The organism is Enterobacter sp. SECR19-1250 (genome assembly GCF_013391025.1).
Taxonomy (GTDB): Bacteria; Pseudomonadota; Gammaproteobacteria; order Enterobacterales; family Enterobacteriaceae; genus Enterobacter; species Enterobacter cloacae.
In genome coordinates this window covers 1-26,332 of sequence record NZ_JACASJ010000024.1, presented here as the reverse complement: position 1 = coordinate 26,332, position 26,332 = coordinate 1, and the positions used below count along the sequence as shown (strand labels likewise).

25 protein-coding genes are annotated in these 26,332 nt (G+C 56.3%); 12 read left to right on the top strand and 13 right to left on the bottom strand.

The genetic code is table 11. From position 1 onward, the window contains the following. The first annotated feature begins 120 nt into the window (after positions 1 to 120). The gene (locus tag HX884_RS08780) at positions 121 to 921 is read left to right on the top strand and encodes a glycosyltransferase family 2 protein (protein ID WP_178327991.1); all 801 of its coding nucleotides are present in this window, start codon (positions 121 to 123) and stop codon (positions 919 to 921) included. Here HX884_RS08780 and HX884_RS08775 read toward each other — a convergent pair whose 3' ends face one another. The 3 genes from HX884_RS08775 to gpmM are packed head-to-tail and all read right to left on the bottom strand — an operon-like array spanning position 922 to position 4,695. Beyond that, complete coding sequence (locus tag HX884_RS08775; protein ID WP_058678536.1) at positions 922 to 1,854, bottom strand: divergent polysaccharide deacetylase family protein; 933 nt, start codon at positions 1,852 to 1,854, stop codon at positions 922 to 924. Between the two features lie 3 nt (positions 1,855 to 1,857). After that, positions 1,858 to 3,117 (bottom strand): murein hydrolase activator EnvC, encoded by a 1,260-nt coding sequence (gene envC, locus HX884_RS08770; protein WP_246932297.1) that lies wholly within the window; start codon positions 3,115 to 3,117, stop codon positions 1,858 to 1,860. A 33-nt stretch (positions 3,118 to 3,150) separates the two neighbouring features. Beyond that, a complete protein-coding gene (gpmM, locus tag HX884_RS08765; RefSeq protein ID WP_029881907.1) occupies positions 3,151 to 4,695 on the bottom strand; it encodes a 2,3-bisphosphoglycerate-independent phosphoglycerate mutase in 1,545 nt (514 codons plus the stop codon). A gap of 248 nt (positions 4,696 to 4,943) precedes the next feature. Here gpmM and HX884_RS08760 point away from each other — a divergent pair, with 248 nt between their 5' ends. The 5 genes from HX884_RS08760 (at position 4,944) to cysE (ending at position 8,055) form a co-directional block, all read left to right on the top strand. Then, positions 4,944 to 5,375 carry a rhodanese-like domain-containing protein gene (locus tag HX884_RS08760; RefSeq protein ID WP_178327989.1) on the top strand — a complete coding sequence of 144 codons (432 nt, stop codon included), beginning with the start codon at positions 4,944 to 4,946 and terminating at the stop codon, positions 5,373 to 5,375. A gap of 11 nt (positions 5,376 to 5,386) precedes the next feature. Next, complete coding sequence (gene grxC / locus HX884_RS08755) at positions 5,387 to 5,638, top strand: glutaredoxin 3 (protein ID WP_010426371.1); 252 nt, start codon at positions 5,387 to 5,389, stop codon at positions 5,636 to 5,638. A gap of 33 nt (positions 5,639 to 5,671) precedes the next feature. After that, positions 5,672 to 6,139, top strand: coding sequence for a protein-export chaperone SecB (gene secB, locus HX884_RS08750; RefSeq protein ID WP_003860835.1), 468 nt, complete (start codon positions 5,672 to 5,674; stop codon positions 6,137 to 6,139). Beyond that, positions 6,139 to 7,158, top strand: a complete 1,020-nt coding sequence (gene gpsA / locus HX884_RS08745) for an NAD(P)H-dependent glycerol-3-phosphate dehydrogenase (RefSeq protein ID WP_020686508.1) — start codon at positions 6,139 to 6,141, stop codon at positions 7,156 to 7,158. The genes secB and gpsA overlap by 1 nt, the downstream gene beginning before the upstream one ends. 75 nt (positions 7,159 to 7,233) lie before the next feature. Then, positions 7,234 to 8,055, top strand: a complete 822-nt coding sequence (gene cysE, locus HX884_RS08740) for a serine O-acetyltransferase (protein ID WP_013094922.1) — start codon at positions 7,234 to 7,236, stop codon at positions 8,053 to 8,055. Here cysE and trmL read toward each other — a convergent pair. From trmL to HX884_RS08695, 9 genes are all read right to left on the bottom strand, one after another. Next, positions 8,052 to 8,525, bottom strand: coding sequence for a tRNA (uridine(34)/cytosine(34)/5-carboxymethylaminomethyluridine(34)-2'-O)-methyltransferase TrmL (trmL, locus tag HX884_RS08735; RefSeq protein ID WP_013094923.1), 474 nt, complete (start codon positions 8,523 to 8,525; stop codon positions 8,052 to 8,054). The two genes, cysE and trmL, sit on opposite strands and share 4 nt — an antisense overlap. A gap of 45 nt (positions 8,526 to 8,570) precedes the next feature. After that, positions 8,571 to 9,911 carry an aromatic acid/H+ symport family MFS transporter gene (locus tag HX884_RS08730; protein ID WP_020686509.1) on the bottom strand — a complete coding sequence of 447 codons (1,341 nt, stop codon included), beginning with the start codon at positions 9,909 to 9,911 and terminating at the stop codon, positions 8,571 to 8,573. Between the two features lie 181 nt (positions 9,912 to 10,092). Further along, positions 10,093 to 11,280 (bottom strand): FMN-dependent L-lactate dehydrogenase LldD, encoded by a 1,188-nt coding sequence (gene lldD / locus HX884_RS08725; protein WP_013094925.1) that lies wholly within the window; start codon positions 11,278 to 11,280, stop codon positions 10,093 to 10,095. Further along, entirely contained in the window at positions 11,277 to 12,050 is a 774-nt protein-coding gene (gene lldR / locus HX884_RS08720; protein ID WP_020686511.1) for a transcriptional regulator LldR, read from the bottom strand. Before lldR ends, lldD begins: the two co-directional genes overlap by 4 nt. Then, positions 12,047 to 13,702 carry an L-lactate permease gene (gene lldP, locus HX884_RS08715; RefSeq protein ID WP_023621174.1) on the bottom strand — a complete coding sequence of 552 codons (1,656 nt, stop codon included), beginning with the start codon at positions 13,700 to 13,702 and terminating at the stop codon, positions 12,047 to 12,049. The genes lldR and lldP overlap by 4 nt, the downstream gene beginning before the upstream one ends. Before the next feature lie 264 nt (positions 13,703 to 13,966). Continuing rightward, positions 13,967 to 14,329 carry a YibL family ribosome-associated protein gene (locus tag HX884_RS08710; RefSeq protein WP_023621173.1) on the bottom strand — a complete coding sequence of 121 codons (363 nt, stop codon included), beginning with the start codon at positions 14,327 to 14,329 and terminating at the stop codon, positions 13,967 to 13,969. 58 nt (positions 14,330 to 14,387) lie between these two features. After that, the gene (mtlR, locus tag HX884_RS08705; RefSeq protein WP_013094931.1) at positions 14,388 to 14,978 is read right to left on the bottom strand and encodes a mannitol operon repressor MtlR; all 591 of its coding nucleotides are present in this window, start codon (positions 14,976 to 14,978) and stop codon (positions 14,388 to 14,390) included. Continuing rightward, the gene (mtlD, locus tag HX884_RS08700) at positions 14,975 to 16,123 is read right to left on the bottom strand and encodes a mannitol-1-phosphate 5-dehydrogenase (protein ID WP_013094932.1); all 1,149 of its coding nucleotides are present in this window, start codon (positions 16,121 to 16,123) and stop codon (positions 14,975 to 14,977) included. Before mtlD ends, mtlR begins: the two co-directional genes overlap by 4 nt. Positions 16,124 to 16,225: 102 nt before the next feature. Continuing rightward, positions 16,226 to 18,133, bottom strand: a complete 1,908-nt coding sequence (locus tag HX884_RS08695) for a PTS mannitol transporter subunit IICBA (protein ID WP_020686515.1) — start codon at positions 18,131 to 18,133, stop codon at positions 16,226 to 16,228. A gap of 659 nt (positions 18,134 to 18,792) precedes the next feature. Here HX884_RS08695 and HX884_RS08690 point away from each other — a divergent pair. From HX884_RS08690 to HX884_RS08665, 6 genes are all read left to right on the top strand, one after another. Then, on the top strand, positions 18,793 to 19,149 hold the full coding sequence (locus HX884_RS08690; RefSeq protein WP_178327988.1) for a DUF3302 domain-containing protein: 357 nt from the start codon (positions 18,793 to 18,795) through the stop codon (positions 19,147 to 19,149). Positions 19,150 to 19,151: 2 nt separating this feature from the next. Continuing rightward, a complete protein-coding gene (locus HX884_RS08685; protein WP_178327987.1) occupies positions 19,152 to 20,288 on the top strand; it encodes an HlyD family secretion protein in 1,137 nt (378 codons plus the stop codon). A gap of 89 nt (positions 20,289 to 20,377) precedes the next feature. Further along, positions 20,378 to 20,986 (top strand): glutathione S-transferase, encoded by a 609-nt coding sequence (locus tag HX884_RS08680; RefSeq protein ID WP_013094937.1) that lies wholly within the window; start codon positions 20,378 to 20,380, stop codon positions 20,984 to 20,986. Positions 20,987 to 21,089: 103 nt separating this feature from the next. After that, positions 21,090 to 22,475: an L-seryl-tRNA(Sec) selenium transferase gene (selA, locus tag HX884_RS08675; protein ID WP_038982544.1), complete on the top strand. Its 1,386-nt coding sequence runs from the start codon at positions 21,090 to 21,092 to the stop codon at positions 22,473 to 22,475. Beyond that, positions 22,472 to 24,319: a selenocysteine-specific translation elongation factor gene (gene selB / locus HX884_RS08670; RefSeq protein ID WP_178327986.1), complete on the top strand. Its 1,848-nt coding sequence runs from the start codon at positions 22,472 to 22,474 to the stop codon at positions 24,317 to 24,319. Before selA ends, selB begins: the two co-directional genes overlap by 4 nt. 86 nt (positions 24,320 to 24,405) lie before the next feature. Continuing rightward, positions 24,406 to 25,944 (top strand): aldehyde dehydrogenase family protein, encoded by a 1,539-nt coding sequence (locus HX884_RS08665; RefSeq protein WP_020686520.1) that lies wholly within the window; start codon positions 24,406 to 24,408, stop codon positions 25,942 to 25,944. On the opposite strand, the gene HX884_RS08660 is transcribed toward HX884_RS08665, so the two are convergent. Further along, positions 25,941 to 26,332 (bottom strand): LysR substrate-binding domain-containing protein (locus HX884_RS08660; protein WP_256737114.1); only part of this gene is annotated, 392 nt, incomplete at its 5' end. The genes HX884_RS08665 and HX884_RS08660 overlap by 4 nt on opposite strands.

Sequence of the window (26,332 nt, the reverse complement as noted above, 5' to 3'; positions counted from 1 at the left end):
TTTTTTAACGACTTCTTCACGTTTCTGACATCCGCAATCAGATTATTTCGATTTTTTCTTCGCTTTTTTACCCACACCCTTATAAAGTTTGTTGATTATCCGTTTAAGTTTACAGTGATTATGTTCAAGCTCACCGTTTGTTTATTAACCTGTAACTCTGCTCGTTTACTGCACGAGGTAATCCCTCCATTGTTAATGGTGGCAGATGAAATTGTCGTTGTGGACTCCGGCAGCACGGATACCACGCTGGATATTTGTCGCGAATATGGACTTCCCATTCACCGTCACCCTTATGCTATGCACGGCGCGCAGATGAACTATGCCGTCGATCTGTCAAGCAATGACTGGGTGTTGTGTATGGACAGTGATGAAATCCTGGATGGGGAAACGGTCGACTTTATTCTGGCGTTGAAAGCGGGGGATGAACCAGCCGACGATCGTGCCTGGCGTATCGCCCGATACTGGCATGTTCTGGGTGAAGAAGTGCGTACTATTTACCCTGTCTCCTCTCCAGATTTCCCGGTACGGCTTTTTAATCGTACCCGGGCCCGTTTTAACCACCGTCCGGTGGATGACAAAGTTGAAGGCAATATTAACGCAGTAAAAATGCCGGGACGGGTGCGCCACGACACGTTTTACAACCTGCATGAAGTATTCAACAAGCTGAACAGTTACACCACCCGTCTGGTGAAATACCAGCCTGCCCGTCCCTCTATTGGGCGAGGCGTAATCAGTGCGATCGGGGCTTTTTTCAAATGGTATCTGTTTAGGGGTGCCTGGCGTCAGGGCAGAGTGGGGGCGGTGACAGGTCTCTATGCCACCGCCTACAGTTTTTTGAAGTATTTCAAATCCTGGTATCAATATCAGGAAAGAAAAGAGCCCGTTACAAAAGAGCACACGGACTCTCGCCTTATAAAATAGTTACGCTTTCTTACCCCAGCCCTGCCACTGATGTTGAAAATATTGCACCAGCGTACTCTGGCTCATGCTTTCACCAATCACAGAGAAGAACCGGGTCGCATAAACCGGTTCAGGGGCTTGTTTCGGCACACAGCGTTTTACGCCGCGGAACGGGTTACGCGGCGTTGATGACCCAGGTTTCCCCTGGTTCGGCGTCGACGTATCAACCTGTGGTTCGTTCAGGAGATCGCTCGGGCGGACCAGCGTGATATCCGAAGGCAAGGTCGGCAGCATTTGCTGCAGGACGCGAACGGTCGACGGATGCGGGTGGCCGATGGCAATCGCGGAGCCATTGCGGCGGGCCAGCTGCACAGCGCGATTAAACTGCACGCGAATGTCTGCTTCGTTCTGCGTATCGTCAAGGAACACCTTGCGCTTAATCACCTTCACCCCCGTTCCCTGCGCGGCACGCATCGCCTGACTGTTGCCGATGGTCATGCTGTCGAGGAAGTAGAGGTTGTAACGCTCCAGCGCCTGCATCACTTTGAGCATCCCGTACAGGCTGGATGTCATCGCGCTGCCCATATGGTTGTTTAACCCCACGGCATACGGCACTTTATTGTAAGCGTCGCGGATAATGCGATCGATCTCATCGCTGCTCATCTCAGGGCGCAGAGTATCTTTTTCCAGCGGTTGTTTGCTGATGGGGGCCATCGGCAGATGGATCAATACCTGGTGGCCGCTGTTGTGGGCCTTGGTCGCCATCTCACGCGCGTGTGGCGCATTCGGGAGGACGGCGACAGAAATGGCTGCCGGCATCGCCAGCACCTGATTTTCATAGTGCGGACGATAACCGAAGTCATCAATCACAATGGCGAGTTTACCGGCGTATACCGGTGCGACCAGCGCCAGTGCGCTGGCGACGGAGAGAACAATTCGACGAAATTGAAGCAAAACTTATCTTCCCAACCACGGCTGTGGATTGACCGCCTGACCCTGGCGACGAATTTCGAAATAGAGTGACGGGCGGCCCTGACCGCCACTGCTGCCCACAAGGGCGATGGGTTGACCCGCGCGCACCTGAGTGCCAACGCTGACCAGTGCGCTCTGGTTGTAACCGTAGAGGCTCATGTCGCCTTTACCGTGCTCAACCACCACCACAAGCCCGTAACCCTGCAGCCAGTCGGCCAGGATCACGCGGCCATCGGCGATGGCTTTCACTTCGCTACCTTCAGACGCACCGATAACTATCCCTTTCCAACGTAGTTCACCCTGCAGCTGTTCGCCATAACGATGCAGAATTGTACCGCGAACGGGCCAGTAAGCCTGACCGCGAGGGGAGCCCAGGCCACCGGTTCGTGACATCAATGAGCGTTCGCTTTCGCTTGGTTTATAGGTTGTGCCTTTACGGGAGGCTTCCTGCTGCTTATCGCGAACGGCCTGCGCCTCGCGAGCCTCTTTTTCGGCGCGGGCTTTTGCCGCGGCTTCCGCTCGGGCGATGCTATTACGCAGCTTCGATTCGTTGGCGCGCATTTCGCTCAACTGGCTCTGACCAGCCTGAATGGAGGATTCAAGCCCGGAAAGGGTTTTCTTACGTTCGTTGCGAGCCTGTTCGAGCTTTGCCTGCTGGGCCTGCTGTTCGTAGAGCAGCGTCTGCTGCTGGCTCTGCTTCTCTTCCAGCTCGGCTTTTTGCGTGGTGACCTCTTCGCGCGTCTGTTTTAGCTGCGCGATAGTCTCCTGACGCGCCTGGTTCAGATAGCCGAAATAAGCCTGCAGGCGCTGACCGCGCTGGCTCTCTTCACCGCTGAGGATCAGCTGAAGGCCGGTGTGTTCACCCTGGCGGAATGCGGCGTCAAGTTGCGCCGCAAGATTACGTTCCTGCGCATCGCGCTGACGTTCCAGCTTGGCAATCGACGCGTTCATCTCGTCGATCTGTTTATTCAACTGGGAGAGGGTGTTTTGTGTTTCGCGGAGCTTACGTGCGGCGGCGGAGATCGCCTCTTCCTGCTGCTTAAGCTGAGCAAGCAGCGACGCGCGTTGCTGTTGCTGCTGACGTACCGCACGCTCTTTGGCGGCGATATCGGCCTGAATGGATTTCAGCTGGTCGCGATCGTCCGCGTGGGCGGATGCGGCGCACAGCAATACGCCAGCGCTGAGTGCGCTGGCGTAAAACAGAGGTCTGATTGATAACCTAAGCGGTTTCACGACCCATGTGATTGAAAAAATCGCCTTTCCCCTCATGGGGAGCGATTATTCCACGATGAACAGCGGCTTACCAGTCATCTCTTCAGGGATCGGCATACCCATTAGCGACAACATGGTTGGCGCGATGTCAGAAAGCTTGCCGCCTTCCACTGCTTTCAGTGCTTTATCACCTACATAAATCAGCGGAACCGGCAGGTTGGTGTGGGCGGTGTGCGCCTGTCCGGTTGCCGGGTCGCGCATCTGTTCTGCGTTACCGTGGTCAGCGGTAATCAGCAGCTGGCCGCCAACGGATTCAACCGCTTTGGCAACCTGCTCAACGCAGTGATCCAGCGCTTCAACCGCTTTAATAGCCGCTTCCATCACCCCGGTATGACCCACCATGTCACCGTTCGGATAGTTACAGATGATGGTGTCGTATTTGCCGCTAACGATCGCCGCAACCAGTTTTTCGGTCAATTCCGCAGAGCTCATCTCTGGCTGCAGGTCATAGGTAGCGACTTTTGGTGAATTAATCAGAATGCGATCTTCGCCTTTGAACGGCTCTTCTACACCGCCGTTAAAGAAGAAGGTGACGTGGGCATATTTCTCGGTTTCGGAGATACGCAACTGCGTCTTATCGTTTTTCGCCATCCACTCACCGAAGGTGTTGGCCAGTGAAGCCGGTGGGTAAGCGCATGGGGCGTCGATGTCAGCGGCGTACTCGGTCAACTGGATGAAGTTGATGTTCACCGCTTTCTTACGGGCGAAACCGTCGAAATCGCTGTTAACGAATGCGCGGGTGATTTCACGCGCACGGTCAGCACGGAAGTTCATGAAGATCAGCGCGTCGCCATCTTCCATGGCGGCATCAGCCTGGCCTTCTGCGCGAATGACGGTCGCTTTCACGAATTCGTCGTTTTCATCGCGCGCGTACGCGGCTTCAAGGCCCTCAACGGCAGTCGCAAACTGGAACTCGCCTTTTGCCAGCGTCATCAGGTCATAGGCCTGTTCCACACGATCCCAGCGATTATCGCGATCCATGGCGTAGTAGCGGCCAATAATAGATGCCACGCGGCCTTTGCCCAGTGCGGCAAATTTCTCTTCGAAGGCTTCCAGCGAACCTTTAGCGCTACGCGGTGGCGTATCGCGGCCATCCAGGAACGCGTGCAGGTAGATTTTTTCCGCACCGCGCTCAGCGGCCAGTTCAACCATCGCCATAATATGATCTTCATGGCTATGAACGCCGCCGGCAGACAGCAGACCCATGATATGCACGGCTTTGCCTGCGGCAACGGCTTTATCCACCGCACCACACAGCACAGGGTTGGCGAAGAAGGTGCGTTCTTTGATTTCAACATCCAGACGCGTCAGATCCTGATAGACAATGCGCCCGGCGCCCAGGTTGACGTGACCGACTTCAGAGTTACCCATCTGACGGTCCGGCAGACCCACTTCCAGGCCGGATGCGTCAATCAGAGTGTGGGGACGTTTCGCCCACAGCGCATCCATGACCGGGGTTTTAGCGTTGAAAATGGCGTTATCCTGTTGATCTTCACGGTAGCCATAGCCATCCAGAATCACCAGTACCATAGGTTTTTTAGAAACCGACATTGCGACAACCTCATGCTCAAGAGTCAAAAATTTGCGTAATTTTACTACAGCTGAATCGTTCAAATAGCCGCAGAAGATCAAAGAAAGGGCAGGGGCAAGATGCTTCTCCGACCATTTTGAGGCATTTTTTTAGGTGGCATGCCGCAGAAAATGGATTAGCTTAGGGTCGCTGGCTGTATTTGCCACAACGCACAGGTATACTCCTGTCCTGGTTTTTTTAATCATTAAGTCGGGAGTAGTTACCCTCCATGCAAGAAATTATGCAATTCGTTAGCCGCCATCCGGTTCTGAGCATCGCGTGGATTGGCCTGCTGGCCGCTGTGCTGTTCACCACATTTAAGGGCCTGACGTCTAAGATTAAGGTTATCACCCGTGGTGAAGCGACGCGTCTGATTAACAAAGAAGATGCCGTCGTGGTCGATCTGCGTCAGCGTGACGATTTCCGCAAAGGGCACATTGCAGGCGCTATCAACCTGCTGCCAGCTGAAATCAAAGCCAACAACGTGGGCGAGCTTGAGAAGCATAAAGCCCAGCCGATTATCGTTGTTGACGGTACCGGCATGCAGGCGCAGGAATCTGCTAGGCTGCTTCATAAAGCAGGCTTCGAAAACGTCTCTGTACTGAAAGAAGGCATTTCCGGCTGGAGCGGAGAAAACCTTCCTTTGGTGCGCGGTAAATAAGGAGTTCAGTGATGGCCAATATCGAGATCTACACCAAAGCGACCTGCCCGTTCTGTCACCGTGCGAAAGCGCTGCTGAACAGCAAAGGCGTAACGTTCCAGGAACTGCCGATCGATGGTGACGCGATAAAACGCGAAGAGATGATTCAACGTAGTGGTCGCACGACGGTTCCGCAGATTTTTATTGATGCGCAGCACATTGGCGGCTGTGATGACTTGTATGCGCTCGACGCCCGTGGTGGACTCGATCCCCTGCTGAGCTAAGAGACTTTAGGACAATTTAAAAAGGGTTTTTCCATGTCAGAACAAAACAACACCGAAATGACTTTCCAGATCCAGCGTATCTACACCAAGGATGTCTCTTTCGAAGCGCCAAATGCGCCACATGTTTTCCAGAAAGATTGGCAGCCAGAGGTTAAACTTGATCTGGATACCGCATCAACCCAGCTGGCTGATGACGTGTATGAAGTCGTACTGCGTGTGACCGTGACCGCCTCTCTGGGCGAAGAAACTGCATTCCTGTGTGAAGTTCAGCAGGGCGGTATCTTCTCCATCGGTGGTATTGAAGGCAACCAGATGGCGCATTGCCTGGGTGCATACTGCCCGAACATCCTGTTCCCGTATGCGCGTGAATGCATCACCAGCCTGGTTTCTCGCGGTACATTCCCGCAACTGAACCTTGCGCCAGTTAACTTTGATGCACTGTTCATGAACTATCTGCAGCAGCAGGCTGGCGAAGGTGCTGAACAACATCAGGATGCCTGATGAGCACTGTTAATGCGTCAATGACTGTGATCGGTGCCGGCTCTTACGGCACCGCTCTTGCCATCACGCTGGCAAGAAATGGTCACGAGGTGGTCCTGTGGGGCCACGACCCAAAACATATCGCAACGCTGCAGCACGACCGCTGCAACGTGGCGTTCCTTCCTGACGTTCCGTTCCCTGACTCCCTGCACCTGGAAAGCGATCTTGCGACCGCGCTGGCAGCCAGCCGCAATATTTTGATTGTGGTGCCGAGCCATGTGTTTGGCGACGTGCTACAGCAGATTAAGCCGCTGATGCGCCCGGATGCACGCATTGTGTGGGCAACGAAGGGGCTGGAAGCCGAAACCGGTCGTCTGTTGCAGGACGTTGCCCGCGAAGTGCTGGGTACCGAGATTCCGCTGGCGGTTATCTCCGGCCCAACGTTTGCCAAAGAGCTGGCCGCAGGCCTGCCAACGGCAATCTCGCTGGCCTCTACGGATCCTGTCTTTGCGGACGATCTTCAGCACCTGCTGCACTGCGGCAAGAGTTTCCGCGTCTACAGCAATCCCGATTTTATCGGCGTGCAACTGGGCGGTGCGGTGAAGAACGTCATCGCCATTGGCGCCGGGATGTCCGACGGCATTGGCTTTGGTGCCAATGCACGTACAGCGCTGATCACCCGTGGGTTAACCGAGATGTCCCGTCTCGGGGCGGCACTGGGTGCCGATCCGGCCACCTTTATGGGGATGGCGGGTTTAGGCGATCTGGTGCTGACCTGTACCGACAACCAGTCGCGTAACCGCCGCTTTGGCATGATGCTCGGTCAGGGCATGGATGTAAAAGGCGCGCAGGAGAAGATTGGTCAGGTGGTTGAAGGCTACCGCAATACCAAAGAAGTCCGCGAATTGGCGCACCGTTTTGGTGTCGAAATGCCAATAACCGAGGAAATTTATCAGGTATTGTATTGCGGAAAAAATGCGCGCGAGGCAGCATTGACCTTATTAGGTCGTGCGCGCAAGGACGAGCGCAGCAGTAACTAGTCGGAACCATTGTCACCTGAATGACCCAGCCAGCGCAGAACTGGCTGGTCATTATACTATCGTCTGGAGTAAGCAATGCCGTGTGAAGAACTGGATATCGTCTGGAATAATATTAAAGCCGAAGCCCGGGCGTTGGCCGACTGTGAGCCGATGCTGGCCAGTTTCTACCATGCAACGTTACTCAAGCACGAAAACCTCGGTAGTGCCCTGAGCTATATGCTCGCCAACAAGCTGGCGTCTTCAATCATGCCCGCCATCGCCATTCGTGAAGTGGTGGAAGAGGCCTACGCCGCAGACCCGGAAATGATCGCCTCTGCCGCCTGTGATATTCAGGCCGTGCGCACGCGTGATCCGGCGGTCGATAAATATTCTACGCCGCTGCTGTACCTGAAGGGTTTTCATGCCTTACAGGCGTACCGCATCGGCCACTGGTTATGGAAGGAAGGCCGCCGCGCGCTGGCAATTTTCCTGCAAAACCAGGTTTCTGTTACCTTCCAGGTTGATATTCACCCGGCGGCCAAAATTGGCCGGGGGATCATGCTCGACCATGCCACCGGGATTGTTGTCGGTGAGACGGCGGTCATTGAAGATGACGTGTCGATCCTGCAGTCGGTTACCCTGGGCGGTACCGGCAAAACCAGCGGCGATCGCCATCCGAAAATTCGTGAAGGGGTGATGATTGGCGCGGGTGCCAAAATCCTCGGCAATATCGAAGTGGGCCGCGGCGCGAAAATCGGCGCGGGCTCTGTGGTGCTGCAGCCCGTGCCGCCGCACACCACCGCCGCTGGCGTACCGGCGCGCATCGTCGGTAAGCCAGACAGTGATAAACCATCGATGGACATGGATCAGCACTTCAACGGTATTCACCATACGTTTGAGTATGGTGACGGCATTTAACTTCTGAGAATGGCGCCCGGATACCCCAGTTGGCGCCAGGCTTCATACACCACCACGGACACGGCGTTCGACAGGTTCATGCTGCGGCTGTCCGGCATCATCGGAATACGGATTTTCTGCTCAGCGGGCAGGGCGTCCAGAATCGTGGCCGGCAGGCCGCGGGTTTCCGGGCCAAACATCAGATAGTCGCCTGCCTGGTAGCTCACGGCGCTGTGCGCGGGCGTGCCTTTGGTCGTCAGGGCAAACATGCGCTCTGGCTTTTCGCTTTCCAGAAACGCGGCGTAATCATGATGGCGAACCACCGCGGTAAATTCATGATAATCCAGCCCCGCACGACGCAGGCGTTTATCATCCCACGTAAAGCCCATCGGCTCGATAATATGCAGGCGAAACCCGGTGTTGGCGCACAGGCGGATAATGTTGCCGGTATTAGGCGGAATTTCTGGTTCGAATAAAACGATGTTAAGCATGCTGCCCCCTTAATTGCGGGGGCAGCATAGCAGAAATGACGGGCACTACGCGACGCCGGGTTCCTGTGGGCGGCAGCGCAGCATTTTATAGACGGTGGCACCTGCAGCGACCAGCGCGGGCAGGCTGAGGATCATCAAAATACTGTCTGCCTGCCACTGCATGGAGAGAAGCTGCGCGCTGGTCATGGTACCCGCCACGCCACCAAAACGGCCAATTCCCTGCATCCACGCGATACCCGTCGCGCGGCATTCGGTTGGGTAGAAGGTGGCGGCCAAAGTTTGCATCCCTGATTGCGCGCCGTTCATGGCGATCCCCATCAGGAAAATCAATCCGCCAAACAGGGCGATGTGATTATGCTCCATGCCGAGCAGCAGGATGAGCGCCATGGTCAGCATAAACCCACCTGCCACCACCCTGTGCGCCTCCCAGCGGTCCATCATCCACCCGGCGAGAAGAATGCCTGCGGTACCGCCGAAGGTGAACAGCGAGGTGAGCCAGGCAGATTCCGCGAGCGGATAACCCATCCCCAGCATCAGCGTCGGCATCCAGCTCAGCAGGACGTAATAAATCACCAGCCCCATAAAGTAGGTCACCCACAGCATCAGGGTGCCGGGCAGCCAGGGCATAGAAAACAGCTGTGCCACGCTCCCTTTCTTAGACGCGACCCGCTCCTCCGCCAGGAAAAAGCCGGTCACGCCATCCAGCGTGCCGCGGGCGAAGCGGCTGGCGATACGGCGGATCTGCATCACGTCTCTTCCACGCTGAACCAGAAACTTCACCGACTCCGGCAAAAACAGCGCCAGCAGCAGCGTCAGGATCAGCGGGGCAATTGCGCCGGTCAGCAGTACGCTTCGCCAGCCGTGGTGAGGAATCAGCCAGGAGGAGATTGCCCCACCACCCGCCGCGCCCAGAGGAAAACCGCAGTACATGGTATTGATCGCCATGGCGCGACAGCGCTTAGGGGCAAACTCTGAGATCAGCGTGATGGCGTTAGGCATTGCCGCACCCAAACCCAGGCCGGTGAGAAATCGCCACAGCGTCAGGGTGTTCAGGGTTTGCGCCCAGGCGGCGCCCAGGCTTGCAAGACCAAAGAATAAACACGAAAAGACCAGCACGCGCTTGCGGCCCATCCGGTCCGATACAGGACCTGCGATCAGCGCACCCAGCGACAGTCCCAGCAGCGCGGCACTCAGTACCGGCCCCAGATCCTGTTTGTGGATCCCCCATTCTGCCGAGAGCGTCGGGGCAATGTAGCCCATTGCCGCTGTATCGAAACCATCGATTGCCAGCACCAGAAAGCCCAGCACAATGAGTAGCCAGTGAAACCATGAAAAGGAACTGTCGTCGATTACCTGCTGAATATCCACCTTACCTGAATAGGCCATACGCTCCTCTCTGATGTGATGTTGTTTTTGTGTTCTTGTATTTGCTTGTCTATACAATTGCGTGTGGCGGGGGATGTCAAATATTCTTATCTAATATGTTATCTAGATGTTATTTACGACACAAAAACGCGCCCGATGGAGGAGATCGGACGCGTGAGTAAGGTTGGTTAAGCGGAGGGGGTCAGGCCGCGTCTCCGTGGGTAAGCGGTGCCAGTGCCGCAGGGATCTTGCTCAGCTCCTGCACCAGAGAATCCTTGCTGATCTCGCCGATTGTTTTCGCCCCGGTGAGAGTCATTGCAACCTTCATCTCTTTCTCAATCAGGTTGAGCAGGTTTGCTACCCCTGCCTGGCCGCTGGTGGCCAGCGCGTAAAGGTAAGCGCGTCCCAGCAGTACGCTGTCGGCACCCAGCGCAATCATTCGCACCACGTCCAGCCCGTTACGAATACCGCTGTCGGCGAGGATAGCGATGTCGCCTTTAACCGCATCGGCAATCGCCGGAAGGGCGCGTGCGGATGAGAGCACGCCATCGAGCTGACGTCCGCCGTGGTTCGAGACCACTATCCCGTCTGCGCCAAAACGCACCGCGTCGCGGGCGTCGTCCGGGTCGAGGATCCCTTTGATCACCATTGGGCCGTCCCAGAATTCGCGGATCCATTCCAGGTCTTTCCAGGAGATGGACGGATCGAAATTGTTCGCCAGCCAGCCGATATAATCTTCCAGCCCGGTAGGCTTACCGAGATAAGCCGAGATGTTCCCCAGATCGTGTGGACGACCATTCAGGCCCACGTCCCACGCCCACTGCGGATGTGTTACCGCCTGCCAGTAACGACGCATAGCAGCGTTCGGGCCGCTCATGCCGGAGTGGGCATCACGGTAGCGCGCGCCGGGGGTGGGCATATCAACGGTAAAGACCAGCGTGGAACAGCCCGCCGCTTTGGCGCGCTCCAGCGCGTTACGCATAAAGCCGCGATCGCGCAGGACGTACAGCTGGAACCACATCGGGCGCTTGATGGTCGGGGCCACCTCTTCAATCGGGCAGACAGACACGGTGGAGAGGGTAAACGGGATGCCTTTGGCATCCGCCGCGGCTGCGGCCTGCACTTCACCGCGACGGGCGTACATGCCACACAGCCCGACCGGGGCAAGCGCTACTGGCATGGAGAGCGTTTCGTTAAACAGTTTCGTCTCAAGGCTCAGATCCGACATATTCTTCAGCACGCGCTGACGCAGAGCCACCTCCGACAGATCTTCCACGTTACGGCGCAGGGTATATTCGGCATAGGCCCCGCCGTCGATATAGTGGAACAGGAACGGCGGCAAAATACGCTGCGCCGCGGCGCGGTAGTCACTGGCTGCTGAAATAATCATGCTTTGTTCTCCCTGGATATATCACTGTCGCCAGGCAGACGGGTAATACGCGCCTGTCGGGCCTGATCTTCATCAAATCGTTTAATGGTGGTGTGGACGAAGCCCAGATGCGCCATCATCGCCTTGCGTGCGGCCTCGGCATCACCGGCCAGAATGGCGTTGAGCACCGCCTCGTGTTGTTCGGTCAGTTGAGCAAAGACCGGCGGGACCAGATACATGCGCTGGCGGCTCTGCTTCACGGAGGATTGCAGCAGGTCGAAAAAACCGCGCATGGTCTGGAGCAGCACCACGTTGTGTGATGCCTCGGCAATCGCCAGGTGAAAGCGGACATCCGCCTGCGAAGCGATATCCGGGTCGCTGCTTTGCGTGGCGTCGAAGCAGGCCCTGAGCTTCTCTTTGTCGGCTTCGGTTGCCCGCATGGCCGCATGCCAGGCGGTACTGGTTTCGATGGCGTGACGGGCTTCGAGGATGTCGAAGCTGTAGTCCGGGTCATTCTCCATCAGGGTTTTGAGCGGCTGGACGATGTTTTGCTCGGACCAGTCGTCATGTTGCCAGCGCACAAAGGTGCCGCCGCCGCGACGGCTTACCAGTACTCCTTCGCTGACCAGTGTCGCCAGCGCTTCACGCAGGGAATTGCGCGACACGCCAAGCTGGGCGGCGAGTTGACGTTCAGCGGGCAATTTCATGCCCGCTTCCAGCTGTTGTTCTTCAATCAGCGCCCGCACGCGAGAGGCAATCTCGTCGGACAGGCGTCTGGGCATGACTATCATGGGATCATCCAGGTTAAGACATAGGCCTGCAGGGTGGTGATCACCCCGACCATGCAGGTGAATATCAGGCTGTGTTTCACGGTAAAACGGAACAGGTCGGACTCTTTACCCACCAGCCCTACTGCCGCACAGGCAATGGCGATGGACTGCGGAGAGATCATCTTCCCGGTCACGCCGCCGGTGGTATTCGCGGCCACCAGCAGCACGTCAGAGACGCCAATCTGCTGAGCCGCCGTCGCCTGCAGGGCGGCGAACAGGGCGTTAGACGAGGTATCTGACCCGGTCAGGAACACCCCCAGCCAGCCGAGGAACGGCGAGAAGAAGGTGAAGGCGTGGCCGGTATGGGCCAGCGCCAGTGCCAGCGTTGATGACAGGCCAGAGTAGTTTGAGATAAACGCGAACGCCAGCACCATGCCGATGGAGTAGATCGGCAGCATCAATTCTTTAATGGTCGCCGCAAAGGTCTGTACCGCGGCGGCCGGCTTCATGCGCAGCCACACCACAGAAAGGAGTGCGGCAAACAGGATGGCCGTGCCGGTGGCGGAGAACCAGTCAAACTTAAACACTGCCGCGTACGGCGTGGCGTCGTGCACCACTGGCGGCATACGGGCGACCATCTTGTCGAGGAACGGCACGGAGATGTTAATCACCATGTCGTACAGCGCACCGCCCGGGGCAAACAGGGCCTTAAACGGCGGGATGCTCCACAGTGTTACGGTGGCGGTCAGGAACAGGAACGGTGACCAGGCGCGAACGATCTGCCCGGCGGTATAGCCCGTGCGGGCGAGCGTCTGATCCACGTGCGACGCGCCCATATCGGCAAAGCGGAAAATACGTACTGGCTGCCAGCGTTTCAGGAACAGCGTCAGACAGACCAGCGACACCAGGGAAGAGATAATGTCCGGCAGCTCCGGGCCAAGGAAGTTCGAGCTGAGATACTGGGCAATCGCGAACGAACCGCCCGCCACCATCACCGCAGGCCAGGTCTCCTTCACGCCGCGCCAGCCGTCCATAATCGCCATGATCCAGAACAGCACGATAATGGTCAGGAACGGCAACTGGCGGCCAACCATCTGACCAATCTCGAAGCTGTCCAGGCCAGTCACCTGGCCTGCGACCAGAATCGGAATACCCATCGCGCCAAACGCCACCGGCGCGGTGTTGACGATCAGGCAAAGACCGGCGGCATAGAGCGGGTTAAAGCCCAGCCCCACCAGTAGCGCGGCGGTGATTGCCACCGGCGCACCAAACCCTGCCGCCCCTTCCAGAAACGCCCCGAAGGAGAAGCCGACAATCAGCATCTGCAGGCGCTGGTCCGGCGTGATGGAGAGAATCGACGAGCGAATGATGTCGAACTGCCCGGTTTTGACTGAGATTTTATAGACAAACACTGCGGCGATGATGATCCACGCAATCGGCCACAGGCCATAGAAGAAACCGTAAACAACGGATGCCAGCGCGCGATCGATCGGCATTTTGTAGAAGAACAGCGCCACCAGCAGCGCGATGGCGACGGTGTACGTCGCGGCGAGGTAGCCCTTCAGCTTGAGCTTAATCAGCGCAAAGAAGAAGAACAGGATCGGCAGCGATGCGATCAGGCTGGACAGCCAGATATTCCCGGCCGGGTCGTAGTTTTGTTGCCAGAGGCTCATGCAGGTCTCCTGGGGACCAGACAGCCTATGCTGCGGGTGAGTCTCCGCTCATCTCTGCGTCACAGTCTGTGTAAAAGTGGTCCTGCCAATATTGTGTTGTAGGGGTAATGACAACAAATGGTTAACCAGATGTTATGGGCTGGCAATGGTTTTGTGAGCGGAAATAATGGATTTGTGAACCAGGGAAGAAAGAAAGGGGGGATTGGTTGGGCCAATTAAAAGCAGGGTGGGGCCTGATGCCCTCACCCACAGAGAGGGGAATAATCAGAACGCCGTCTTACAAAAACCCGTCATCTCTTTCAGGCCCATCTCGCGGCCAAGCTCGGTCATCGGGTGGACCACCACCAGACCCCGTACGCTTTTCTTCAGCTTGCCCATATCGGCCTGCTCTTTTTTGGTAATGGCGCGGCGGTGCGGCATATTCATCAGCTTCTGCGCTTCTTTACTCAGCTTCTGGCTTTTCACTTCGCGCAGGCGCTCGATCTCCGCTTCCAGCTTCGCGGTCTCTTTCTCAAGCTCGGCGTACTTCTCGGCGGAGTCTACCAGCGAGAGACCGGCCATCTGATGGCGGATCAGATCCAGGCGGTCGCTCAGGCGTTTAATTTCGTTCTTTTCGACTTCTTTCATGACAAATAACTCTGAAAACGGGGAATTTAGAGGGAAGGATACACCAATGTGAGCAGGCTTACTTCTGAAACGCTTTTTTTAAGCTGATTCGGGAAATCAGCTCAGTCAGGGAAAGAACCATCGTGGAACGGACAACCTGTTGATAACGCAGCTTTTGCATGGCGTACAGTTCCGGGTCGCTGTTATCAAAATGGGGGGCAGGGGGGAGCGCGGTAACGCAATGCAGCTCGCCGAAGGGGCCAAGGATCTCGTCATCGGTAAAGGTGTACTCATTACCGTCATGATTGAGCTCTTCGCGCAGCGCCATCAACAGCTCCGCATCTTCATACTCTTGCCGGTTCAGCACGCCAAGACCATAAATCAACTTCAGACGCACGGATAAATCGCCCAGCGGTCCGTCGCCGTCCAGTAACGGTTCTACAGCATATTTTACCGCGTAGTCGTCTTTGCGAAACACCTGAAGTACCAGGATATTCACCGCCTCGGTTAACAACTCGACGGCGGTAATCAGGAAACTTCGTACGGTTTTGCCAGCATTCAGACGCTCAAGCACACGATTTTCAAAGGCCTGGGTTTGTTCCATTATTGCCTGCATATCTGACAATCTGTAATCAGGGCGCAGGATCACCTGCGCCTCACTGTGCATCATTTGGTTGCGTTATATGCGTTAACCGCCTCCGCAACCACGTCGCTGTTGGCGTCCAGACCGGAAATCTGCGCCAGCGCAGCCTGTGCGCCCTGGTCATCAATCAGCTGAGCCAGCTCCTGCGCCTGCGGATCCTGCTCGCTGCGGTAGTGCATCGCGGCGGCAATCCCTTTCACCAGGTTGGCGTGCGGTAGGCCGTATTCCAGCGTACCCAGCAGCGGCTTAATCAGGCGATCGCCCGCGCTCAGCTTACGCAATGGCTGGCGGCCCACGCGCTCAACGTCATCTTTCAGATACGGGTTTTCAAAACGACCGAGGATTTTCTGGATATATGCTGCGTGTTTATCAGCATCAAAACCGTAGCGTTTGATCAGCACCGCGCCGCTCTCTTCCATTGCCCCTTTTACCACCGCGCGGATCTTCTCGTCGAGGATCGCATCACGAATAGTCTGATGACCGGCCAATTTTCCGAGGTACGCGGTTATAGCATGACCTGTGTTCAGCGTGAAGAGTTTACGTTCCACAAATGCCATCAGGTTATCCGTTAATTCCATACCTGGAATGGTCGGCAGCGCGCCTTTAAATTGGGTTTTGTCCACGATCCACTCGCTGAAAGTTTCTACCGTCACTTCCAGCGGGTCGTTAGTTGCAGATTCTGACGGCGGAACGATACGGTCAACGGCAGAATCCACGAAGCCAACGTGCGCTTCAACCCAGGCTTTGTCTTCGTCCGCAACGGCGGCCAGAACGTGGCCTTTCAGCTGTGTGGTGCCACGCACCATATTTTCACAGGCAATGATGTTCAGCGGGGTATCGATGCCCTGCGCTTTACGTTTTGCCAGGCCTTTTGCGACCGCAGGCGCGATGCGCTCAAGTACCACCGGGCCCACCGCGGTGGTCACCAGGTCAACGCTGGCGATGAGGTCGATAACATCGTCGCCAATGCTGCTTACCGCGTTGACGCCAGAGACCGTTTCAACCTGCTCGTTTTCTCCCACCACGTGTACCTGGTAGCTATGACGGGCATTCAGGGCATCCAGAACGACCTGATTCACATCGGCGAATGTCAGCGTAATGCCCGCGTCTGCCAGCAGTTTGCCGATAAAGCCACGACCGATATTACCTGCGCCAAAATGTAATGCTTTCATAGTGTTAACCTTTATCAATGTTTTTACCCGAGAGGGCTGGGGTGAGGAACGTATACCCCTCACCTTAGCCCTCTCCCCAAAGGGGAGAGGGAAGATACGCTGTTATTTGTTGAGGAGTGCCAGCACTTCTTCAACGCTTTCAGTCTGTGCCAGACGCTCGATGACGGACTCATCATCCAGCGCGTTGGTCAGGCTGGTAATCACCTGGATGTGCTCGTTATTGCGAGCGGCGATACCAATCACCAGGCGGGCAATGTCGTCTTCTTCTTCACCGAAGCGCACGCCATCAGGATACTGGCAGAACACCACGCCGGTTTTGAGCACGCGGTCTTTCGCTTCCACCGTACCGTGCGGCACCGCGATGGATTCGCCCAGGTAGGTTGGCGTCAGTTTTTCGCGTTCCAGCATCGCGTCGACATATTCAGGCTGAACGTAGCCGCCTTTAACCAGCTGCTCACCGGCAAAGCGAATTGCCTCTTCTTTGGTGGCTGCGGTACGACCGAGGAAGATGTTCTCCGCGCCCAGCTTAAACAGGTGAGCATTGCTCTCGTCAAAGCTGTCCTGCAGGCTGGTCCGCACTTTCACTTCGTTGTCTTCGTGACGCTGTGCGGCCACCAGACGTTCAGTCAGGCTGGTGTACAGGCCGCTGTCGAGGAAGTTGGTCAGCGAAATATGCTGTGCCTGCGGTACCTGGCGCATGGCACGTTCGGTCAGGTCACGGTGCGTAATCACCAGGTCAACATCCGGTGGCAGGCTGTTAATGGCGCTGTTGGTCACTGAGATATTGGTCAGGCCCGCATCCTGCACTTTCTTACGCAGCACGCCGGCACCCATTGCGCTGGAACCCATACCGGCATCACAGGCAACGATGATTTTACGCACGTGGCTCAGGTCGTTAGAAACATCACCCGCTGACAGCGGCGTTGCGCCTTTGGACTCGGCTTTCATGTCGTGCATACGACGGGTTGCCGCTTCGATATCGTCATCTTCTTTCACTTTGCTGGTTTTCAGCAGGATAGAAGCGACCACGAAGGAGACCGCCATTGCCGCACAGATAGCCGCGATGTTAGCAAAATAGGCACCTTTCGGCGTCATTGCCAGTACCGCCAGGATAGAGCCCGGAGACGCCGGAGAAACCAGACCACCGTTCAGCACGCTCAGAGTGAACACACCGGTCATACCGCCGAGGATAACGGCCAGGATCAGACGTGGGTTCATCAGCACGTACGGGAAGTAAATTTCGTGAATACCGCCCAGGAAGTGAATGATAGCCGCACCGCCAGCAGACTGCTTCGCGCTGCCGCGACCAAAGAACATGTACGCCAGCAGAACGCCCATACCCGGACCCGGGTTCGCTTCAATCAGGAAGAAGATGGACTTGCCGAGGTCATGAGACTGCTGAATACCCAGCGGTGAGAAGATACCGTGGTTGATGGCGTTGTTCAGGAACAGGATTTTCGCCGGTTCAACAAAGATAGACGCCAGCGGCAGCATGTCGTGCGCCACCATGAAGTTAACGCCCGCCGCCAGAATCTTGGACAGGACTTCAACTGCCGGGCCAATGCCGAGGAACGCCAGAATCGCGAGGATCATCCCGATGATGCCCGCAGAGAAGTTGTTCACCAGCATCTCGAAGCCGGATTTGATTTTGCCATCAACCCAAACGTCGAATTTCTTAATCGCCCAGCCACCCAGAGGACCGGCGATCATCGCACCGAGGAACATCGGCATATCCGCACCGACGATAACACCCATGGTTGTGATGGCACCCACTACGCCACCACGGTCACCGCCCACCAGACGACCACCGGTATAACCGATGAGCAGCGGCAGCAGGTAAGTAATCATTGGGCCAACAAGTTTCGCCAGCGTTTCGTTAGGCAACCACCCTGTCGGAATGAATAATGCAGTGATGATACCCCACGCGATAAACGCGCCGATATTTGGCATCACCATATTGCTGAGGAAACGACCAAAGCTTTGAACTTTGATCTTGAAATCGGATGACATAAAACACCCCTTCTTCTGTTTACGCTTAGGCTTGCGGCCCGAGGTTTATTGTTAATGAGGCGGCAGAGGTAGCCGGGCCCTGTTCTGATGCTGTGAAATCTGGCACTGAATCGTTCAACTGTCCAGACGGCGAAAAATTGTGTGATCACAATCACGTAAATGCAGGGGGTGTGGCGGGAAATGAGGTGATCTGAATCACAAAACCACAGTCTAAAAAAAACACAATGGGGAGAAAATCGGCAAAACACCCCTGTTTTTGTGAGATGTATCACATTTAGTTGTCGCGAGTTTGTTTCTGAGTTGTGATTTAATTCACAAAAAATTTTTATGCGGATTTCTCCGGCTGTGATCGGCGGCAAATTCTGCCTGACGAATGAGCGTCACGATGGATCTGGGCAACACGCAAAGCTAAAAAACCACTTTTCCTGTGTGGTATGGCGAAAAGCGAAAACGTGGATTACGCTCATAATGTAAGGTTAAGTATATTATTATTCAGGATATATTTTGACACGTTTATAAACTTGCATGGAGATATTATAAAAACCGATACTCCCCGGCTCTGAAATAACCAGTCTACCTTTTATGTTTAAAAATAAATTAATTAGGTTGCGTACTGTTTTATTAATTTAATGAGTTGACGTTGTTTAAGTGAGGAGAATATGTTTCTCAACTATTTTGCGCTGGGCGTATTGATTTTTGTTTTTCTGGTTCTGTTTTATGGAATCATCGCCATTCATGACATCCCCTATAACATGGCCAAAAAGCGTAATCATCCCCATGCCGATGCAATCCACACGGCGGGCTGGATTAGCCTGTTTACGCTCCATGCCATCTGGCCGTTCCTGTGGATCTGGGCCACGCTGTACCGGGAAGATCGCGGTTGGGGCATGCAAAACCACATCACCAAACCTGATGAGGTGCCGGGTATGGATGCGCTGGCCAAACGCGTGGCCGAATTAGAAAAAAAGCTGGCAGCGGTACAGCCCACTGCTGATACGAAAACGCTGGAGCGCTAATTATGGATCTGTTGATTATTTTGACCTACGTGGCGTTTGCCTGGGCGATTTTTAAAATATTCCGTATTCCGGTCAACCAGTGGACGCTCGCCACCGCTACATTAGGTGGGGTGTTTATTGTGGCGGGCCTTATTTTATTAATGAACTATAACCACCCGTATACGTTTACGGCGCAAAAAGCGGTTATTTCCATTCCGATTACGCCGCAGGTGACCGGCGTGGTCAGCGAAGTCACTGATAAAAATAACCAGCTTATTAAAAAAGGCGAAGTGTTATTTAAACTTGACCCGGGCCGCTATCAGGCACGGGTCGACATACTGCAGGCCGACCTGGTGACCGCGACGCACAATATCGACGTGCTCAAAGCGCAACTGTCGGAAGCAGTAGCCAACACCACGCGCGTGTCCGCCGAGCGGGACCGTCTGTATAAAGATTACCAGCGCTATCTCAAAGGCAGCCAGGCGAAGGTAAACCCGTTCTCTGAGAGCGATATCGACAACGCGCGGCAGAACTATCTGGCTCAGGACGCGCTGGTAAAAGGCTCAGTGGCGGAACAGACGCAGATCAAAAGCCAGTTAGACAGCATGGTGAACGGCGAACAGTCGCAGATTGCCTCTTTACGCGCCCAGCTGGCCGAAGCCAAATACAACCTGGATCAGACCGTGGTACGTGCGCCGAGCAATGGCTACATCACCCAGGTGCTGATTCGCCCGGGAACGTATGCCGCCGCGCTGCCGCTGCGCCCGGTCATGGTCTTTATTCCTGAACAGAAACGCCAGATTGTGGCCCAGTTCCGTCAGAACTCGCTGCTGCGTCTGAAGCCGGGCGATGAAGCGGAAGTGGTGTTTAACGCTCTGCCGGGACAGGTCTTCTCCGGCAAGCTCACCAGCATTCTGCCGGTGGTGCCAGGGGGCTCATATCAGGCGCAGGGGGCACTGCAATCGCTAACGGTAACACCGGGCACGGATGGCGTGCAGGCGCTGATAGAACTGGAGCCTAACGCCGACGTTGATGCGTTGCCGGACGGTATTTACGCGCAGGTGGCGGTCTATTCCGACCATTTCGCGCACGTCTCGGTGATGCGTAAAGTCCTGCTGCGCATGACCAGCTGGATGCACTATCTCTATCTTGATCATTAATCCTCGCCGGGCAGGAATGCGACATGCATACCTGCCCTTTTTTCAGCGCTTGATCCATACTGACTTTTTCTGGCATCAAGGATCAGGCAATGAAACTCATCGGCAGCTACACCAGTCCCTTCGTGCGAAAGATCTCGATTCTCCTGCTGGAGAAAGGGATTGAATTTGAATTCGTTAATGAACAGCCCTACAACGCCGAAAACGGCGTTGCGCAGTACAACCCGCTGGGGAAAGTCCCGGCGCTGGTAACGGACGAGGGCGAATACTGGTTTGATTCCCCGATTATCGCTGAGTACATCGAGCTGCTCGGCGTTGCGCCAGCCATGTTACCGGCAGATCCGAAGGCGGCCCTGGCAGTGAAGCAAATTGAAGCGCTGGCCGATGGCATCATGGATGCGGCGTTAACTTCCGTGCGCGAGCAGGCAAGGCCCGTTGCTCAGCAGTCGGAAACGGAGCTGCTGCGCCAGCGTGAGAAAATCAGCCGCAGCCTGGACAGGTGCGAGCAGCTCATCCAGGAGGGCAAAATAGCAACGGATAGCCTGAATCTGGCGACGATTGCTATCGCCTGCGCCATTGGTTATCTCAACTTTCGTCGCGTCTCCCCTGGCTGGTGCGTCGACCGTCCGCTGCTGGTGAAGCTCGCCGAAACGCTCTTCCAGCGCGAGAGCTTCGCCCGTACCGAACCGCCAAAGGCTTGACGCGGGTTATAACACTTCGTGTCAGGAGGCGGTACAATCCCTCCACATGTTAACTCCCTCTCCCGTCGGGAGGGGGGATGATATTTACTCGCCAGGCGCTTTCATGACTACTCATCACTCCCTGTACAGCCAGATCCCCGCTACCGACCGACTCCTTCGTGAACCCCTTATTCATTCCGCTGTCGAGCGGTTCGGTCATACCGCGACGGTTGAGATGTTACGTCTGCTTCAGGACGAGGCCCGGCGCCATATTCAGGCAGAAAATGCCTTGCCCGGCTGGTGCGTGGCGTGGGAGCAGGAGCTGGAACAGAGACTGGTTGAGAAAGGGCAAAGCGCGTTGCGCCCGGTGATTAACCTGACGGGGACTGTCCTGCATACCAATCTCGGGCGTGCGCAGCAGGCGGAAGAGGCGGTAGATGCCGTAACGCAGGCCATGCGTTCGCCTGTCACGCTGGAGTACGATCTCGACGGTGCAGGACGCGGGCATCGTGATCGGGCCCTGGCGGATCTGCTTTGCCAGCTCACCGGTGCTGAAGATGCCTGCATTGTGAATAACAACGCGGCGGCGGTCCTGTTGATGCTGGCAGCGACCGCCAGCGGCAAAGAGGTGGTCGTCTCGCGCGGCGAACTGGTGGAGATTGGCGGCGCGTTTCGCATCCCGGACGTGATGCGCCAGGCGGGCTGTACCCTGCATGAAGTGGGTACCACTAACCGGACCCATGCGAAAGATTACCGTGCGGCGGTTAATGAAAACACCGCCCTGCTGATGAAGGTCCACACCAGTAATTATCATATCGAAGGGTTCACTAAAGCCGTTGAAGAGGCCGAGCTGGCGGCGATAGGCCAGGAGCTGAATGTGCCGGTCGTTGCCGATCTCGGCAGCGGCTCGCTGGTGGATCTGAGCCAGTATGGTCTGCCGAAAGAGCCGATGGTGCAGGAGATGATTGCGGCGGGCGTTAGCCTGGTCAGTTTTTCCGGTGATAAGCTGCTGGGCGGGCCGCAGGCCGGGATCATCGTCGGTAAGCGTGAATTGATTGCGAAACTGCAGCAGCATCCGCTGAAGCGCGCCCTGCGTGCCGATAAAATGACGCTTGCCGCGCTGGACGCGACACTGCGGCTCTATCTCCACCCGGAGAAACTGGCGGAACGCCTGCCAACGCTGCGTCTGTTAACGCGTGATGCCGCCTCGATTCGCGCGCAGGCCGAGTTACTGTTGCCGAATGTCGCGTCGCATTACGCCGATTTCGACGTGCGCATTGAGTCCTGCCAGTCGCAAATTGGCAGTGGCTCGTTACCGGTGGATCGGCTGCCCAGCGCGGCCCTGACCTTCACCCCGCGCGATGGCCGCGGCAGCAGGCTTGATGCGCTCTCTGCGCGCTGGCGTGCTCTGCCTACGCCGGTTATCGGGCGAATTTACGATGGCCGAATGTGGCTGGATCTACGCTGTCTTGAAGATGAAGAGCGATTTCTGGAGATGCTGTTGAAATGATTATTGCCACCGCCGGTCATGTTGACCACGGAAAAACCACCTTGTTGCAGGCCATCACGGGCGTGAATGCCGATCGCCTGCCGGAAGAGAAAAAGCGCGGTATGACCATCGATCTGGGTTATGCCTACTGGCCGCAGCCCGATGGCCGCGTGCTGGGCTTTATTGATGTCCCCGGACACGAAAAGTTTCTTTCCAACATGCTGGCGGGGGTCGGAGGTATTGACCATGCCCTGCTGGTGGTGGCATGTGATGACGGCGTTATGGCGCAAACGCGTGAACACCTGGCGATCCTGCAGTTGACGGGCAACCCACAGCTAACCGTGGCGCTGACTAAAGCCGATCGTGTGGACGCGACGCGTATTAACGAGGTGCGCGAGGCGGTGCAGGCCACGTTGCGCGAATATGGCTTTACCGATGCTGCGCTGTTTGAAACAGTCGCCACAGAAGGGCGCGGGATCGACGCACTTCGCCACCATTTGCAGCAGCTTTCGTCGCGGGAACATGCCAGCCATCATCGCTTTCGTCTGGCCATCGACAGGGCGTTTACCGTTAAAGGTGCGGGTCTGGTGGTGACCGGTACCGCCCTGAGTGGGGAAGTGAAGGTGGGCGATACCGTATGGCTGACGGGTATTAACAAGCCGATGCGGGTGCGCGGGTTGCATGCACAAAACCAGCCCGTTGATCATGCCCATGCCGGGCAGCGTATCGCCCTCAATATTGCCGGCGATGCGGAGAAAGCGCAGCTAAACCGCGGCGACTGGCTGCTGTCTGAGGCGCCGCCAGAACCGTCTGAGCGGGTGATTGTCTCCCTGCAGACGCATATCCCGCTCAGCCAGTGGCAGCCGCTGCATATCCACCATGCGGCCAGCCATATCACCGGGCGCGTGTCGCTGCTGGAAAACGATCTCGCTGAACTGGTTTTCGATACGCCACTCTGGCTGGCAGATAATGACCGTCTGGTGCTGCGTGATATCTCGGCGCGAGAAACGCTGGCCGGGGCGCGGGTGGTGACGCTCAACCCGCCGCGTCGCGGGAAGCGTAAACCGGAGTATTTGCAGTGGCTGTCGGCACTGGCGCAGGCCAGTAACGACAAGGCTGCGCTGGAGGTGCATCTTGAACGCGGTGCGGTGAACCTGACCGACTTCGCCTGGGCACGACAGCTCAGCAACGAAGGCCTCCTCCCGCTGACCCAGCAGCCGGGATTTATCCAGGCCGGTAATAACCTGCTGAACGCGCCGGTTGCGGCGTGCTGGCAGCTAAAGGTGTTAAACACACTTGCCACCTACCATGAACAGCATCAGGATGAGCCTGGCCCGGGGCGCGAGCGCCTGCGTCGTATGGCGCTGCCAATGGAAGACGATGCGCTGGTGCTGTTGCTGATAGAAAACATGCGTGAAAGCGGCGTGATCAAAAGCCACCACGGCTGGCTGCATCTGCCGGATCACAAAGCCGGGTTCACCGCAGAGCAAGAGGCAATCTGGCAAAAAGCGGCCCCTCTGTTTGGCGATGAGCCCTGGTGGGTTCGCGATCTCGCCCGCGAAACGAATACCGACGAGCAGGTGATGCGCCAGGTATTGCGCCATGCCGCGCAGCAGGGGCTCATCGTTGCGATCGTGAAAGATCGTTATTACCGCAACGATCGTATCGTCGCGTTTGCCAGTCTGATCCGCGAACTGGATCAGGCGCGAGGCTCCACCTGTGCGGCTGATTTCCGCGATCGTCTGAACGTGGGGCGAAAGCTTGCCATTCAGATCCTGGAATATTTCAACCGCATCGGTTTTACCCGCCGTCGCGGTAACGACCATTTATTACGGGATTCGTTGCTCTTTCCAGAAACAGCGTGACCCCTGTCGTAAACACCACTCCCGGCTGGCGATAAAATCACCAGCCGGTACTACCCTTGTTGTACACCAACAGCAAGGAGACGGTCATGACAAACAATCCTCCCTCTTCACGCATTCAGCCAGGCGAGTACGGTTTCCCTCTCAAGCTAAAACCCCGTTATGACAACTTTATTGGCGGCGACTGGGTGGCACCCGTCGACGGCGAATACTATTCCAACCTGACTCCCGTCACCGGCCAGCCGCTGTGCGAGATAGCCAGCTCAGGCAAGCGCGATATCGATCTGGCGCTGGATGCGGCGCATAAAGCCAAAGATAAATGGGGACAGACTTCCGTGCAGGACAGGGCGGCGATCCTGTTCAAAATTGCCGACCGGATGGAGCAAAATCTTGAGCTGCTGGCGACGGCAGAAACCTGGGATAACGGCAAGCCGATCCGTGAAACGATGGCGGCCGATGTGCCGCTGGCGATTGACCACTTTCGCTATTTTGCCTCCTGTATTCGTGCTCAGGAGGGGGGAATCAGTGAAGTCGATAGCGACACCGTGGCGTATCACTTCCACGAACCGCTGGGCGTGGTGGGGCAGATTATCCCGTGGAACTTCCCGTTGCTGATGGCGAGCTGGAAAATGGCGCCCGCGCTGGCGGCCGGGAACTGCATTGTCCTGAAACCGGCCCGCTTAACGCCGCTTTCAGTACTGCTGCTGATGGACATTATCGGTGACCTGCTGCCCCCGGGGGTGATTAACGTGGTCAACGGGGCCGGGGGGGAGATTGGGGAATATCTGGCGACCTCAAAACGCATCGCCAAAGTGGCGTTTACCGGCTCGACGGAAGTGGGTCAGCAGATCATGCAGTACGCCACCCAGAACATCATTCCGGTGACGCTGGAGCTGGGCGGAAAATCCCCAAACATCTTCTTCGAGGACGTAATGGCGGAAGAGGACGCCTTCTTCGATAAAGCGCTGGAAGGGTTTGCGCTGTTTGCCTTTAACCAGGGCGAAGTCTGCACCTGCCCAAGCCGCGCGCTGGTGCAGGAGTCCATCTATGAGCGCTTTATGGAACGGGCCATTCGCCGCGTGGAGTCGATACGCAGCGGTAACCCGCTAGATAACGTGACGCAGATGGGCGCGCAGGTGTCGCATGGACAGCTGGAAACCATCCTCAATTACATTGATATCGGCAAAAAAGAAGGGGCGGATGTCCTCACCGGTGGACGCCGTAAAGTGCTCGGCGGCGATCTGCAGGAAGGGTATTACCTTGAGCCGACCATTCTGTCTGGCAAAAACAATATGCGCGTTTTCCAGGAGGAAATTTTTGGACCGGTGCTGGCCGTGACCACCTTCAAAACGATGGAGGAGGCGCTGGAGATTGCCAACGATACGCCGTATGGCCTGGGGGCAGGCGTCTGGAGCCGCAACGGCAATCTGGCGTATAAAATGGGCCGGGGGATCCAGGCCGGACGCGTATGGACCAACTGCTATCACGCCTACCCGGCGCACGCGGCCTTTGGGGGCTATAAGCAGTCAGGCATCGGGCGTGAAACGCACAAAATGATGCTGGAGCATTATCAGCAGACGAAATGCCTGCTGGTCAGCTACTCCGATAAACCGCTGGGGCTGTTCTAGTCATCCAGCTCAGGCCGTCCGTGGGCGGCCTGAGCTATTTGCTGGCGAAGATTATTCAGGACGCCATCCAGAACGTATTGCACGCGCCATGGCTGGTATTCACGCTTGCGGAAGATGGCCGTCAGATCCAGCCACCACTCTTCCTGATGCGGGAAGCAGGGAACAAGTGAACCGTTTTTTAACTCTTTTCTCAGGCTCTCTTTCGGCGCAAAGACGATACCGAGATTATTCCTCGCCAGCTCCAGGGCAGTTTGCGTATTGTCGCAAATATAATTCCCGGTAACCCGGTAATCCTGTACATCATCACTGCCATGAACGCGGAACCGCCAGATGTTAGGGAAGGTGCGAACAAGTTCCTGATATGAGATCATCATATTCATCCGGAGCG

What these genes read in the sequence shown, in the direction of transcription:
- HX884_RS08780 (WP_178327991.1), top strand. Translation starts at nt 121, where the DNA reads ATGTTCAAGCTCACCGTTTGTTTATTAACCTGTAACTCTGCTCGTTTA.
- gpmM (WP_029881907.1), bottom strand. Translation starts at nt 4,695, where the DNA reads ATGTCGGTTTCTAAAAAACCTATGGTACTGGTGATTCTGGATGGCTAT.
- HX884_RS08760 (WP_178327989.1), top strand. Translation starts at nt 4,944, where the DNA reads ATGCAAGAAATTATGCAATTCGTTAGCCGCCATCCGGTTCTGAGCATC.
- grxC (WP_010426371.1), top strand. Translation starts at nt 5,387, where the DNA reads ATGGCCAATATCGAGATCTACACCAAAGCGACCTGCCCGTTCTGTCAC.
- secB (WP_003860835.1), top strand. Translation starts at nt 5,672, where the DNA reads ATGTCAGAACAAAACAACACCGAAATGACTTTCCAGATCCAGCGTATC.
- gpsA (WP_020686508.1), top strand. Translation starts at nt 6,139, where the DNA reads ATGAGCACTGTTAATGCGTCAATGACTGTGATCGGTGCCGGCTCTTAC.
- cysE (WP_013094922.1), top strand. Translation starts at nt 7,234, where the DNA reads ATGCCGTGTGAAGAACTGGATATCGTCTGGAATAATATTAAAGCCGAA.
- trmL (WP_013094923.1), bottom strand. Translation starts at nt 8,525, where the DNA reads ATGCTTAACATCGTTTTATTCGAACCAGAAATTCCGCCTAATACCGGC.
- HX884_RS08730 (WP_020686509.1), bottom strand. Translation starts at nt 9,911, where the DNA reads ATGGCCTATTCAGGTAAGGTGGATATTCAGCAGGTAATCGACGACAGT.
- lldD (WP_013094925.1), bottom strand. Translation starts at nt 11,280, where the DNA reads ATGATTATTTCAGCAGCCAGTGACTACCGCGCCGCGGCGCAGCGTATT.
- lldR (WP_020686511.1), bottom strand. Translation starts at nt 12,050, where the DNA reads ATGATAGTCATGCCCAGACGCCTGTCCGACGAGATTGCCTCTCGCGTG.
- lldP (WP_023621174.1), bottom strand. Translation starts at nt 13,702, where the DNA reads ATGAGCCTCTGGCAACAAAACTACGACCCGGCCGGGAATATCTGGCTG.
- HX884_RS08710 (WP_023621173.1), bottom strand. Translation starts at nt 14,329, where the DNA reads ATGAAAGAAGTCGAAAAGAACGAAATTAAACGCCTGAGCGACCGCCTG.
- mtlR (WP_013094931.1), bottom strand. Translation starts at nt 14,978, where the DNA reads ATGATGCACAGTGAGGCGCAGGTGATCCTGCGCCCTGATTACAGATTG.
- mtlD (WP_013094932.1), bottom strand. Translation starts at nt 16,123, where the DNA reads ATGAAAGCATTACATTTTGGCGCAGGTAATATCGGTCGTGGCTTTATC.
- HX884_RS08695 (WP_020686515.1), bottom strand. Translation starts at nt 18,133, where the DNA reads ATGTCATCCGATTTCAAGATCAAAGTTCAAAGCTTTGGTCGTTTCCTC.
- HX884_RS08690 (WP_178327988.1), top strand. Translation starts at nt 18,793, where the DNA reads ATGTTTCTCAACTATTTTGCGCTGGGCGTATTGATTTTTGTTTTTCTG.
- HX884_RS08685 (WP_178327987.1), top strand. Translation starts at nt 19,152, where the DNA reads ATGGATCTGTTGATTATTTTGACCTACGTGGCGTTTGCCTGGGCGATT.
- HX884_RS08680 (WP_013094937.1), top strand. Translation starts at nt 20,378, where the DNA reads ATGAAACTCATCGGCAGCTACACCAGTCCCTTCGTGCGAAAGATCTCG.
- selA (WP_038982544.1), top strand. Translation starts at nt 21,090, where the DNA reads ATGACTACTCATCACTCCCTGTACAGCCAGATCCCCGCTACCGACCGA.
- selB (WP_178327986.1), top strand. Translation starts at nt 22,472, where the DNA reads ATGATTATTGCCACCGCCGGTCATGTTGACCACGGAAAAACCACCTTG.
- HX884_RS08665 (WP_020686520.1), top strand. Translation starts at nt 24,406, where the DNA reads ATGACAAACAATCCTCCCTCTTCACGCATTCAGCCAGGCGAGTACGGT.